Genomic DNA, 13,084 nt, shown 5'->3' with positions numbered 1-13,084 from the left:
TGTTTGCGGGCGGCATCGTGCACACTCGGCCTCGCATGAGTTGCGTCCATGAAAGCCGTGCTGTTCGCCAATACGGATTGGTACCTCTACAACTTCCGCCGCGCGCTGGCGCTGGCCCTGTGCCGGGCCGGATACGACGTCCTGCTGATTTCCCCACCCGGGCCTTATGGCGACAAGCTGCGGGCCATGGGTCTGCGCTGGGAGCCGTTGCCGATGGAACGGCGCAGCCTCAATCCGCTGCGGGAGATGGCGCTGTTATGGCATCTGGTCCGGCTGCTGCGGCGCGAGCGGCCGATGCTGGTGCATGGCTTCACCATCAAGTGCGCCGTGTACGGCTCGCTGGCGGCACGACTGGCCGGTGTTCCTGCCCGGGTGAATGCGGTAGCGGGCATGGGTTACGTGTTTACCAGCTCGCAGATGAAAGCGCGGTTGTTGCGACCGGTGGTGCGCGGCCTGTTGCGGCTGGCGCTCGGCGGCAGAGGCGCGCGGCTCATCCTGCAGAATGCGGACGACGTCGAGCTGTTCCAGCGGGCCGGCCTGGTCGAGCCGGCACATATCCGCCTGATCCGCGGCTCGGGAGTGGATTGCGGGCAATTCGCCGAAGTATCCCGAACGGCATCCAGCGATGGGCGCCTGCGTGTGCTGCTGGCAAGCCGCCTGCTCTGGGACAAAGGCGTCGCCGAGTATGTCGCTGCCATTCGGCAACTGCGCGCCCAGGATCGCGCCATCCACGCCCTGCTCGCGGGCACTCCGGATCCAGGCAACCCCGCGGCGGTTCCCGAATCGACGATACGCGACTGGGTGGATGAAGGCCTGGTCACGTGGCTCGGCCATGTCGACGACATGGTCGGCCTGCTTGGATCGGTCGACGTCATGGTGCTGCCGAGCTATCGGGAGGGATTGCCGCGGACGCTGGTCGAGGCCGCGGCCTGCGGACTCCCGCTGATCACCACGGATGTGCCCGGCTGCCGCGAGGTGGTATCCGACGGCATCGACGGCTTGCTGGTTCCGATGGGGGACAGCGAGGCGCTGGCAGAGGCGATACGGCGACTGCAGGACAATCCGGAATTCGCGCGTGCATTGGGTGACGCGGCGCGCATGAAGGCGCGAGCTCAGTTCGATGAACGCATCATCATCCGGCGTACCCTGGACGTCTACGCCGAGTTGTGCTCGCCGGCCACGGCATCGGCCGAGCCCGCCATATAGACGTCCATTTCTCATTGGCGACTGGCACCCGAGACGGCAGAAGTCATGCGCTGTTCAGAGAACAGAACGACATGAGGGTACACTCGACCGATGGCCGCTGACGGCATCGCCGCATTCGCCTGCGAAGTCGCCCATACCTCTGGAGAAATGACCATGCCACCATCGCTGAAAACGATGAACGTGCTGGACTTTCTGCCGCAGGCCGAGCACGCCGCCCTGCGTGCCGGCACCAGCAGGTACGACTGCACGAACGGCATACAGGAAGCCATCGCCAGGGCCGGCAGCAAGGTCTTTGTGCCCGCCGGGGTTTATCCTGTGAAGCGGCTGAACCTGAAGTCGGGCATCGAGCTCTATGGCGAGGGACACGCCAGCGAGCTGAGGGCGTACGACAATTCGCTGGCCTGCGAATTCATGCTTGCCACCCACGTGCGCGACGGCGGCACCATGAACGTTGCCGACAACATGCGCGACATCCATCTGCACGATCTGAAGCTCGACGGGGGGGTGGCGGAGTTCGGCTACCAGCAGTACTTCTACCTGCTCGCCGTCAATGCCACCTCGGACCTGACCGTAGAGCGCGTGGCTTTCTACGGATTTCGTGGAGACGGCATGTATGTCGGCTCCGGCACGCTCCACAACACCGAACGCCACAACCAGCGCATCGTCGTGCGCGACTGCCTGTTCGATGGCGCGGTAAAGGACAACCGCAACGGCCTGTCCATCATCGATTGCGACCAGCTGACAGTCGAGAACTGCACCTTCCAGAACATCGGCAACGCGAAGCTGTCCCACTCCGTGGGCGGCATCGATTTCGAGCCCGATCACAACTGGAGCGTGTACCGCAACGTGACGATCGCCCATTGCAAATTCATCGATATCGACTCGGTGAACACCGCAGGCATCACGTTCTTCAATGGGCATCAGTCGGGAGACAACATCCATGACTGGGTCGTGTCGGATTGCCAGTTCACGAACTGCTACTGGGGCATCGACTCCTCCACGAAAGCCAAGACTGCTGCGGACACGCCGGACAACCTGTCCGTGCTCAACTGCAATTTCCTGAACTCGGTGCGCGTAGACGTGGGGGTCAAAGGCTTGAGCGGCACACGCATCAGCGGCTGCACTTTCCAGCGCTCGCCGCCGGGGTCCGGGCCGGGCGGCGATGCCATACGGCTCGGATTCATCACGGTTCGAACCAGCAAGAACGCTATCAACACGGTGATTACGGGCAACACGTTCATCGGCATACGCCCGCAGATCGGCGCGATCGGCGTGCTGGGCGCAAATGGGCTGGTTTGCGCGGGCAACGTGTTCATCGACATTCGCGGAACCTGCATCAACTTCGCCGAAGACGAAACCTCCGACAATACAAAGGACATCGATTCGGTGATCATCTCCGGCAACGTTGGGAGGCGAGACACGCGCACCGCGGCGGGCGCCGGTTCCATGTCGTTCCTGAGTGCGAGCAATCAGATGCGCACCGGCAAGGGCCGTCTGGTCGCCGCTGCCATGTCGTTCCTGAGCACGAGCAACCAGCTGCGTATCAGCAGGGGGCATCTGCTGCTGGAGCACTCCTTCGAATACGCCAACGATCTCGAAAGCGGCATAACGAGCATCGCGAATGGTGCAACGATCCGGTTCCTGGGGGGCGGGCGGACGCAGTCCTGATATTCGCGATCCCCTACGCGGCGAGTGCGGACTCCGGTGCAGCTGTCAACGCCGTGCGGAACGTCGCATCGAGCGGATCACCTCGGCATCGTCGCCAGCCGACATCACCCTGTAGTCCTGGCGCTGTGCACTCTGCCCGCTCGGTCCGACAAAGTCGGGCGAGCCGGAATGCCCGCGTGCACCCGATGAAATGACGCTCACGTCAATGGCTGATTGCGAATCGGGCGCCCGTCGAAGTTGACGCGCTTCCTGACGCAACCATATTTGCGTGACCGTCAGCACATACACGCCCATGACCAGGCAGAACGTGGTCAGGTTCGAACCGGCCGAGTGAGCCATGCTGCTGATGAATGCACCGGCTAGCGCGAAAGCGGCGGCCAGCGCGATGAGCGCGGCCAGCGTCGCGCGAGGGCCAAGCCCAGCACCGAGCAGGATATGGTGGATATGCCCGCGATCCGGCTTGAACGGCGACCTGCCTTGGCGGATGCGCCGATACATCACGGCGAGGGTATCGAAAACCGGCAGCGCTACGCACCACAGCACATCGACCGGCGACAAGTGCGTCTGAGGTACCTGACTCATCTGGATAAGCATCCATGCCAGCAGATAGCCGATCAACATGCTTCCGGCATCGCCCAGAAAGACCTTGCCGCCCATGAAGCCCAGGTTCGCGGCCAGATAAGGCAGCGAGGCGGAGGCCAGCAACGCCAGCAAGACGATGGCTCCATGCAGCGGGGTGGGAATGGCGAACAGCAGCATGGCAGCGATGCTGACCAGCGCCAGGCTACCGGCCAGGCCGTCGATGCCATCCATCATGTTGAATGCATTCACCAGACCGATGACGGCGACCACCGTGAGAGGAACGCCGAGCCAGCCGAACGTCACTTCGTAGCCAAAGATGCGCCCCAACGTATGGATGTAAACGCCTGTTCTGGCAATGACGGTCAGAATAACGATGGTCTGGATCAGCAGGCGATCGCGTACACTGAGATCGAAGCGGTCGTCCAGTGCACCGAGCAGGACAAGCACCGCTGCGGTTTCAAGCAGCGTCGCCTCGAACCGATGGATTTGACCATAGAAGAGTGCCCCCGTAGCCAAGCCCATGAAAATCGCCAGACCACCCACCAACGGCACATTACCAACGTGCAGCTTGCGTTGATCGGGGCGGTCCACGAGGCCGAGCAATACGGCGAAACGGCGCAGCACTACAACAGCTACTGCCGACGTGCACGTGGCAACCAAACAGTCGAAGATCATCCGCGGTTCCTGCATAACACACTTACCTCCGCCCGACCTCTAAAGGATCCCCCGATCCAATGGGCTTAATTTGTGAGTGGTGCAGATATCGAGCAATGGAAGCCTCGATGGCCTGCGTTTACAGATCCATGATTCGTCGGATCGCTTCCGTCGGATCACTGATCTATGTCGCCTGGAACAAACTTGAAACCGGCTGAAACCAGCGAACAACCGGGCACTTGTTGCGTGCATGGAGATCCTGCTGCTGACTTCAGGTTCTCGAACCTAGCAGCTTTAGATGTCGATTCTTGTGTAGGGCAAAGCGCGCATTCAGCCGGAAACCGTCTAGATGATGATTACGTCAACAGTATGTATAAATCATGTTTTACGGTATCCGGCGAAATCGAAGAAACACTGAACGGAGTTCATGCGGTCATGCTGTTGGAATAGACGTCCAAACGCTGGCGCGAGAAATGCCGATAGGCGCGGGCAGTCACCTGGCGCGAAGTGCGCCAGGTCATCAGGAAATGCCATGAGATGTGCCGAGGTGATGATCGATTGCCGGGCGGGCGATGGCCCCGGACACGATGAGATAGGCACGATATCGATCGCGTGGCGTCCACGCCGAACCGTTGCTGCGCTCCAGTCGTCGCGATCCGAGCGGCCTCGAATCCCGCCATCGCAGCGATCACGCGATGGCGGAAAAATTCGAGGTCCTCATACCCTGCAGCCGGAGACGATGATCGGCGTCAATGCGTTGCACTGTAATTTGCAGTGGCTGCGCTGGTGACCAGGGTGGCCGCCGGAAGCAACTGACTCACGAAGCGATTCCAGCGGGTTATGCCGGCAGCGCCGACAAACACCACGTCGCCCGGCTTAACCCTGAACTCGTCTCCAAGCGCGAACGCCGACGGTGAACGGGCATCAAGCTGAAAAACCTTGGCCGGGGTATTCTCCAAATTCTTCGCGCCGCGAATGACATACACCTCCTTGCCACTGGAGGTGATGGGGTTGAGGCCACCAGCACGACCCAGCACCTGTGTCAGCGACAGGTCGGCGACGCTCCTGAAGGTGACCGCCATCGGGCGCGTAACTTCTCCCATCACATACACTTCCTGGGTGTCGTTATAGGGAAGCAGCAGGCGATCTCCCGGTTTCAGGTAGATATCCTGCGCGATGCCCTGGCCGTTGTTCAACGACGCCAGGTCGAGATGGTAATCCTGGCCGTCGCGGCTCAGTATCAGATCGGACATATTGGCCTGGTCGGCGTTGACGGTTGCCGTGCCGAGCGCCTGCCCCAAGGTCAGCGGAGCCGTGGTGATCGGCTGCGGGTCGGTTTTCATGAAAGCGCCCTGCAACGTCACATGCTGGCTGTTATAGCCGACGACGCCGACGTCCACCTGCGGTCTTTCCACATACTTGGCGATCTTCGCGCTGATTTCCTGGCGCACCTGTTCGAGCGTCATCCCCGCGACTTTCACGGAACCTAGGTACGGATAGAACAGCGTGCCGTCCGAACGTACCATACGGCCGTTAGCCGCCGTCTGCTGTTGCGATCCGGCAGGTGCCGTCAGTTCCGGATGATCCCAGACCGTGATGTAGAGCGTGTCACCGGGTCCGACGCGATAGGGCTCCGGCTTATAGGACAGCAGTGCCTGCGGCACCGCAGCGCTCAAGGTCGCCGCGTGGTCTCCGGCCAACAGCTGCGGAGTAATCGTCACCAGCTGGATCTGACTGCTGTCGGTCGGTGTGCCGCGAACCAGCCCATCGCCAGACATGCGTTGTCCCGGAGACCATACGCAGCCGTTAACGACGAGTAACGCGAAACTCAAAATGAGAAAGGCGGAAATTTTTTTCATGGTTATAGACCCTCGGAAATACGATTCATCACGCACGGGCAAATCGCCGTCAAACAGCACATACCCCTGTAGATGCACTCCTAGTGTAAGCACATACATTTTGCGGATTCGGATTTTCGACTACGCAATCGCGGGATCGGCAAGCGCAAATCTCTTTCGAGAATGACTCCATGAACCTGAGCGCTTATTAACCGATGCGAAAATCAACCACGAAAAGAGTGTCGAGTGATGCCACACATCGCGTGAAAGAAACATCACGAACGACGGAATGCATAGCGGCCGTACGCCTTATCACACCACCGACCGCAGGTCGTGATATACGAGCGACGGCGTGTTTCCGGCGACGAAATCCGCGCGACCAAGGGACGCCCTGCGTCCGCAGTTCCTCGTACCAACTTTGCACCTGTGACCATGGCGGAGACGGCGGCGATGCAAGCTGCATCGATGCGGAATCTCTGATGTTTCGATCGAACGTCGCGGTTCGAAGTCGAGTCCGCCGATTCCCGGTGCCCCTCTGTTCTATGACCATTTTTTGACGCATTCTGACCCGCGACGACACCGCGAGTTCGACGGCGCGCGACCTGCGCCCACGGATCAACATGTCCTGCCCGCACCATCGCAGGCCGGCGCCCGAATCAAACTGCGATATCTATCTCAAACCCGGGCCCCGGAGTCGCGATACACCGCCGCCAATCCTGCCGACATTCCCGATTGGCACGATACTCGCTTCTTCAGTGAGGTCCCTCAACAGCCGATACCAGTCACGGATGCAAAAATACATGGAAAACGACGAGAAGAAGCCGGTCTGGGAAAAAAATTCCCGGGGATTCTGGCTCACTGTCTGTCTGATGCTCGGTGCGGTGGCCGGTTGGTTGATGTTCCACTTGGGCGTTCTGCATTGATGCCGGGAGCGCCCGCCTGTGCGGGCGTAGCGCGAAGCCGCATGTGCAGGCAACGCTTTTGACGATATCGCTTCGATGATCGAGCGCGCCCGGCGTTCCGGCGGCGTCGCACGGACTCCTGCTTGTTGATTGGCGGCCTCATGTAAAAACATGCCCGCAGCCGATTATCGCCCGCCGCTGGTATCAGCTGCTCCCGTCCTTAACTGGAGATAATCATGCAGCGCGCGGACGTGCACGGTTTATGCACGATCCTTCTTGGCATAGTCGGCACTCATGTCGTCACAATAGAAAACGCGCGTCCCGTCGACGTGCGGCGCATGCCGCACGCGCGGAATACTTTCGGAACAGCCATTCCGATGTATGAATCCGGAATTGCCTTCGGACGGAAGCTTTCGTAATACCGGTCTCCTGATGGATACTCGACGGGATTCACCGGCGTTGGCCCATCAACCTACAACACGCGCACTCACTGTCGTCCGGGCTATCGATGCCTTGCGCAACATTGATATGCAGATGCGATCCGGCCAGGATGGCGTCCGGCGGAACAACCTGCGCACAAGATGCGTATCCAAAAATCTCGGGATGGCCCTATGCGAAATCTGGAAGACACCAAACTCGGCATTGTAGGTCTCGGCTACGTCGGCCTGCCGCTGGCGGCGGAGTTCGGCAAGCACTACGACACCGTCGGCTTCGACATCAACAAGGCCCGGATCGACGAGTTGGCCGCCGGTCGCGACAACACGCTTGAAATCGACGCGGAGGAACTGGCCGCGGCGACGCGCCTGCGCTTCAGCGCGGAACTGGACGACCTGCGGGACCGCAATACCTACATCGTCACCGTACCCACCCCGATCGACCTCGCCAAGCGCCCCGATCTGACACCGCTGATCAAGGCCAGTGAAACCCTGGCCAGGGTACTCAAGCCCGGCGACGTGGTGGTGTACGAGTCCACCGTGTATCCCGGTTGCACAGAAGAAATCTGCATCCCGATCCTCGAAAAAGGCTCGGGCCTGATCTACAACCGCGACTTCTTCGCCGGCTACAGTCCCGAGCGCATCAATCCGGGCGACAAGCAGCATCGGGTCACCAGCATTCTGAAGGTCACTTCGGGTTCCACGCCGGAGACGGCCGATTTTGTCGACCGCCTGTACGGCTCGGTGATTACCGCCGGCACGTACCGGGCCAGTTCGTTGAAGGTCGCCGAAGCCGCCAAGGTCATCGAGAACACCCAGCGCGACCTGAACATCGCGCTGGTCAATGATCTGGCCATCCTGTTCAACAAGTTGGGCATCGACACGCTGGAAGTGCTGCAGGCCGCCGGCACCAAGTGGAACTTTCTGCCGTTCCGTCCGGGCCTGGTGGGCGGCCACTGCATCAGCGTGGATCCGTACTACCTCACGCACAAGGCGCAAGAGGTGGGCCATCATTCGGACGTGATCCTGGCTGGCCGTCGCACCAACGACGGCATGGGCTTCTACATCGCCAACGAAGTGCTGCGCCTGATGGTGCGCAAAGGCATCAACCCGGTGCAAGCTCGCGTGCTGGTGCTGGGACTGGCGTTCAAGGAGAATTGCCCGGATCTGCGCAATACCCGCGTGGTAGACATCGTGCTCGCACTGCGCGGCTACAGCGCCCAGGTCGATATCCACGATCCATGGGTCGACGCCGCCGAAGCGGAGCACGAATACGCCATCGTCCCGCTCGCGCAGCCGCAAGCCGGCAGCTACGATGCGGTGATCGTCGCGGTCGGCCATCGGCAATTTGTCGACATGGGCGCCGATGGCATCCGCGCGTTCGGCAAGGCTGCCTCGGTCATCTACGACGTGAAATGTCTGCTTCCGCGCGAGGCGGTCGACGGTCGCCTCTGAAAGGATTCATGCCATGAAAGTGCTGGTTACCGGTACCGCCGGTTTCATCGGTTCCCACGTCGCGCTGCAACTGCTCGAACGCGGCGACGAGGTCATCGGCTTCGATAGCCTCAACGATTACTACGACGTCAACCTGAAGAAGGCGCGGCTGGCGCGCTTCATGACGCACCCGGGCTATACGCATATCCATGCCGACCTGGCCGATCGCGCAGCGGTGGAAAGCGCGTTCGCCACGCACAGGCCGAGGCGGGTGATCAATCTGGCGGCGCAGGCCGGCGTGCGCTATGCGGCCGAAAATCCGCACATCTACGTGGCCAGCAACGTCACCGGGTTTCTGCATATTCTGGAGGGTTGCCGCCAGCATGATGTGGAGCATCTGGTCTTTGCCTCCACCAGCTCGGTGTATGGCGCCAATACGGCCCTGCCGTTTTCCGAGCATCAATCCACCGAACACCCGCTTACCCTGTACGCCGCCTCCAAGAAGGCCAACGAGCAGATGGCGCACAGTTATGCGCATCTCTATGGCATCCCATGCACCGGGCTGCGCTTCTTCACGGTCTATGGCCCATGGGGGCGCCCGGACATGGCGCTGTTCCTGTTCACCAAGGCGATTCTGGCCGGCCAGCCGATCAAGGTGTTCAACCACGGCAAACACAAGCGCAGCTTTACCTACGTGGATGACATCGCCGAAGGCGTGATTCGCGCGCTGGATACGTTGCCGGAAAAGAACAGCAGTTGGAACGGGAATCTCCCCGATCCGGCGAGCAGCGGCGTTGCGCCTTACCGGCTGTACAACATAGGCAATGCGGAACCGGTGGAATTGTTGCGCTATATCGCAGTGCTGGAGCAGTGCCTCGGGCGCAAGGCACAGATGGAGATGCTGCCTCTGCAGGCCGGCGATGTACCCGATACCGAGGCGGACGTGTCGGAACTGATCCGGGCGGTCGGCTATGCGCCGAAGGTTTCGGTCGACACCGGCGTTGCCAGCTTCGTGAGCTGGTACCGGGAATACTACGGCGTGTAGTGGAGTACGCGACGGGCGGCGCCACTCGACGAACCGGTCCGGACTGGTCAGGCAGGCGGAAAATCCTAAGTGGCGGCGGTTTCATTGACGCAACGACCACGTCATCGACGTTGCAAACGATACCTCCAAGTCCTCCGTGAAGTGCCGTTCGACCAGAGGGCCGTGCCTTGCCCGGCCCGTACAGGGTCCTACCCTTTTTCGCGGACAGCCGGGTCAAACCCCAATGGCTGGGAAGCGCAGCCAGCGCCCGGCCAGCACGGGCAATACCAGCAGATTGAGCGCCGTCGAAGTGAGCAGCCCACCCAGGATGACCGCGGCCATGGAGCCCTCTATTTCATTGCCTGGCGCACCGGCGGTCAGCGCCAACGGCAGCAACCCCAGAGCGGTTACCAGTGCGGTCATCAGAATCGGCACCAGGCGTTCGGTGGCGCCGCGCTGAACGGTCTGCATGTTCCACGGCTTCCCCCTCGACCTCGACCAGGTACCGGTAGTGCGACACCAGCATGATCGAGTTGCGCACGCTGATGCCGAACAAGGTGACAAAACCGACCAGCCCGCCCAGGGACAAGGTGCCTCCCATCAGCAGCGCCACCGCAACGCCGCCGACCAGCGCGAATGGCAGATTGACCAGCACCAGTGCCACCGTGCGCATGCTGCGCAAGGCGAGATACAGCAGCAGAACCACGCCGGCCAGGGCGAGCGCGCCGTGCGCCAGCAATTGTCGGGTCGCCGCCGACTGCGCGGCCGCATCGCCACCGAACACGGGATAGACGCCCGTCGGCCACTTCATCTCGTCTGCCAGCGCGCGCTGCGCCATGCGTGTAAACGCGCCGACGTTGACCCCGGCAGCGCCAGGGGAACTCCCGGGTGGTTTAGTAAGGTAAGGCGTACTCTGATGGTGCGTATTCCGCTCTGACTGAACGCTCATCTGTCGCAGCGTGCGGCGCTGCTTGCGGGACTATTGCTGGTTGGTGCAAAGCCAACTGGAAAGCTCGATCGCATACGGATCCAGCTGGCCGGGGTTGTTGCGACGGGGATAGCACGGGCTGGTCCCCCCGCTCGCCAGGTACTTGGCGATGGTGCTGCGTGACAGCTTCGTACGTCGGGCGATCTCTCGGATCGAGACCTTGTCGCGAAGGTGCCGGCGTCGGATCACCCTCAACAGGGCCACGTCGATCACTCCGGTTACTCCCGCTCGTCATGTAAGCGCAGGGTGGTAGGAGGTGGCTCAAAAATTGAACAAGAACGCCAACCGCAGCTTCGTGGTCCTCGGTCCGGCCAACCTGTACCTGTCCTGGCGCGTAGCCGGTTGGCCGCATGAGGGCCCGCGGAGACCAACAACGCGCCCCCGGGCGCGAAAATGATGACATCCGCGAGCAGAAAATCCTGATCTACTCGTCTGTTCAGCGGCAAAACTGATCGGACGTGAAGGTTGGTTGATTGCGACGGCTTATTCAGCGTTGCCTAAGGTGCTGTACGCCGAAGATCAGCTTTCCCGGCAATCGTCGTGACGAGGTTGCTGCCGATGTTCAGGCATTGGTCTGCGATCGCCGCCACGCCGGTTCGGTGCGACACCACGATCAGGATCGTCTGCGGAAGGCGGCGCTTCAGCGCGTTGAGAACCATAATTTCGGAGGCGGCGTCGAGCGCGCTGGTCGCCTCGTCCAGCAAGGCAAGGAAGGGCTGCCGCAGGACGACCTGGGCGAGTAGAAGCCGCTGCAACTCACCGCCAGAAAGCCGGCTCGAAGAGCTGTGCAGTGCCGTGTCGAGTCCGTATTGCGATCCGGCCAGCCGCTTGTCGAGCCCGACGTCCATCAGCGCGCTCTGCAACATCTCATTCGTGGCTTCGGGCGCGGCCCACAGCAGGCACTCGCGTACTGAATGCTGCCAGGGCCGGACATTCTGGCTGACGTAGGCGCCATGCCGCACAAGCTCACGGTACTCGTCAAAATCGATAGATAGTTCGCCTGCGCGCGCCGCAAAAGTCTCTGGTGTCATCATGCCTGCCAGGACATCGACCAGGCTGCTCTTGCCGATGCCGGAGTCACCGGAAATCAGGGTCAATTCGCCAGGCATCAGAACGAGGCCGTCGACATCGAGACCGTCAGCCGGCGGTATCAGCCGCATCCGCTCGATATGCAGTGCACCGCCAGTGGTCGCCGTGCATGTGGGTGCCACGGATGGCTGAGCCGATTCCAGACCCATGTATCGCTGCCACAGTTCGAATGCCGGGGCAGCCGAACGCAGCTGCTGAAAGCTCTGCCGGGTCGACACCAGATATGGCAGCAGGCGTCCGAGCAACAGGCACACCGCGATGAGCGACGACTGATCGATCCCGTGCCAGCGATGGGCAAGCACAAAGACAGCCGCGATTCCCGCAGCGGCCAGCAGCTCGAGCATCAGCCGTCCGGAGGCCACCAGCTCCAGCTGTCGTCGGTAGCCATGGCACAGCCGGGCGGAAATGGCGGCGTAACTGGCTTTCTCCACGTCCTCTTTCCCGAACGAGCGGACGTGGCGCAGGCGCCGCGGAAAATCCTCGCTGTGCCAGAACAGTCGGGTCATGTCCACGACGTACTGACGACCGACCAGCGACTGCTCGCGACCATAGGCACGCGAGGCCAGCAGTCCCAGGCCCGCGAGCAGAGGGGCCGCCAGCATCAGTGGCGGCGACACCCAGAACGCGAAACCGAGACTGACGGCGGCGGTGACGCCGGCGATCAGCAATTGCTGCAAGGCACTGAAACCCTGAACGATGAGCTCGACGTTGTGGGTGAGGACGTTGGCGATTTCCGCGGACGTCGAATCGGCCAGCGACGTCAGGGGAGCGTCGACCAGGCGCGCATGAACCCGGCGGCGCAGGCTCATGCCGTAACGACCTACCAGGCGTGCTCCCAGGCGCGCCGCCTGCCAACGCAACAAGGCAAAGGCGGCCATCGCGACAGCGAAAATGAGCGCTTGCATTTCGACGCTACGGCCTGGGTCGAACAGCACGCTGCCGAACGGCAGCGTGTGTCCGGGCTGAACCAGCGGCACCAGCAGCACCGCCGCGAGGCTGCCAGCAAGCGCTGCACCCAGCGACAGCACGACATACGCCGCCGTTTCGACCAGCTGGACGCCCGTCAGCGTGCGCACCAGCGAACGCAGCAGGTCGTGTGCACGATCAGATGCTGGCGCTGGCTCGCCCGACATCTTTACGAGTTCGCGCTGGTGGGCGGCAGCATGGGCCGCGACTTCGATAACGCTTCATGGCAATTCAGAACGGTGCTGCTCCCTGGCCGGGTTTCCCATATCGGTAAGTGCGGCCGGCAGGAGAAATGGTTG

Annotated in this window: 10 protein-coding genes and 1 pseudogene; 5 read left to right on the top strand and 6 right to left on the bottom strand. The window is 61.7% G+C overall.

Annotated features, from left to right (window positions below; translation table 11 throughout):
* The first annotated feature begins 48 nt into the window (after nt 1-48).
* On the top strand, nt 49-1,206 hold the full coding sequence (locus ACFPPB_RS01785; RefSeq protein ID WP_377323782.1) for a glycosyltransferase family 4 protein: 1,158 nt from the start codon (nt 49-51) through the stop codon (nt 1,204-1,206).
* A gap of 90 nt (nt 1,207-1,296) precedes the next feature.
* Nucleotides 1,297-2,874, top strand: a complete 1,578-nt coding sequence (locus ACFPPB_RS01780) for a glycosyl hydrolase family 28-related protein (RefSeq protein WP_377323780.1) — start codon at nt 1,297-1,299, stop codon at nt 2,872-2,874.
* 45 nt (nt 2,875-2,919) lie between these two features.
* On the opposite strand, the gene ACFPPB_RS01775 is transcribed toward ACFPPB_RS01780, so the two are convergent.
* Both ACFPPB_RS01775 and ACFPPB_RS01770 read right to left on the bottom strand, forming a co-directional pair.
* Nucleotides 2,920-4,131 carry an undecaprenyl/decaprenyl-phosphate alpha-N-acetylglucosaminyl 1-phosphate transferase gene (locus tag ACFPPB_RS01775; protein ID WP_377323778.1) on the bottom strand — a complete coding sequence of 404 codons (1,212 nt, stop codon included), beginning with the start codon at nt 4,129-4,131 and terminating at the stop codon, nt 2,920-2,922.
* A gap of 728 nt (nt 4,132-4,859) precedes the next feature.
* On the bottom strand, nt 4,860-5,969 hold the full coding sequence (locus ACFPPB_RS01770) for a polysaccharide biosynthesis/export family protein (protein ID WP_465269339.1): 1,110 nt from the start codon (nt 5,967-5,969) through the stop codon (nt 4,860-4,862).
* Between the two features lie 779 nt (nt 5,970-6,748).
* Between ACFPPB_RS01770 and ACFPPB_RS01765 the strand changes: the two genes are divergently transcribed.
* From ACFPPB_RS01765 to ACFPPB_RS01755, 3 genes are all read left to right on the top strand, one after another.
* The gene (locus ACFPPB_RS01765) at nt 6,749-6,871 is read left to right on the top strand and encodes a hypothetical protein (protein WP_377323776.1); all 123 of its coding nucleotides are present in this window, start codon (nt 6,749-6,751) and stop codon (nt 6,869-6,871) included.
* 590 nt (nt 6,872-7,461) lie between these two features.
* A complete protein-coding gene (gene tviB / locus ACFPPB_RS01760; RefSeq protein ID WP_377323774.1) occupies nt 7,462-8,739 on the top strand; it encodes a Vi polysaccharide biosynthesis UDP-N-acetylglucosamine C-6 dehydrogenase TviB in 1,278 nt (425 codons plus the stop codon).
* A gap of 13 nt (nt 8,740-8,752) precedes the next feature.
* Nucleotides 8,753-9,763 carry an NAD-dependent epimerase gene (locus ACFPPB_RS01755; protein ID WP_377323772.1) on the top strand — a complete coding sequence of 337 codons (1,011 nt, stop codon included), beginning with the start codon at nt 8,753-8,755 and terminating at the stop codon, nt 9,761-9,763.
* A gap of 213 nt (nt 9,764-9,976) precedes the next feature.
* Here the strand turns inward: ACFPPB_RS01755 and ACFPPB_RS01750 are convergent, their stop codons facing one another.
* The 4 genes and pseudogenes from ACFPPB_RS01750 to ACFPPB_RS01735 all read right to left on the bottom strand — a co-directional run bounded on the left by ACFPPB_RS01750 (nt 9,977) and on the right by ACFPPB_RS01735 (nt 12,952).
* On the bottom strand, nt 9,977-10,165 hold the full coding sequence (locus tag ACFPPB_RS01750; protein WP_377323770.1) for an efflux RND transporter permease subunit: 189 nt from the start codon (nt 10,163-10,165) through the stop codon (nt 9,977-9,979).
* Nucleotides 10,098-10,580 carry an efflux RND transporter permease subunit gene (locus ACFPPB_RS01745; protein WP_377323768.1) on the bottom strand — a complete coding sequence of 161 codons (483 nt, stop codon included), beginning with the start codon at nt 10,578-10,580 and terminating at the stop codon, nt 10,098-10,100. The genes ACFPPB_RS01750 and ACFPPB_RS01745 overlap by 68 nt, the downstream gene beginning before the upstream one ends.
* Nucleotides 10,581-10,724: 144 nt before the next feature.
* Nucleotides 10,725-10,943 (bottom strand): annotated as a pseudogene (locus ACFPPB_RS01740) (helix-turn-helix domain-containing protein); the annotation flags it as partial.
* A gap of 284 nt (nt 10,944-11,227) precedes the next feature.
* Nucleotides 11,228-12,952 (bottom strand): ATP-binding cassette domain-containing protein, encoded by a 1,725-nt coding sequence (locus tag ACFPPB_RS01735; protein ID WP_377323766.1) that lies wholly within the window; start codon nt 12,950-12,952, stop codon nt 11,228-11,230.
* Nucleotides 12,953-13,084 lie beyond the last annotated feature (132 nt).

The sequence above is a fragment of the Rhodanobacter terrae genome (assembly GCF_042657005.1).
GTDB classification, from domain to species: Bacteria; Pseudomonadota; Gammaproteobacteria; order Xanthomonadales; family Rhodanobacteraceae; genus Rhodanobacter; species Rhodanobacter terrae.
Note: the sequence above shows the minus strand (reverse complement) of the source record. Positions and strands in the feature narration are given on the sequence as shown.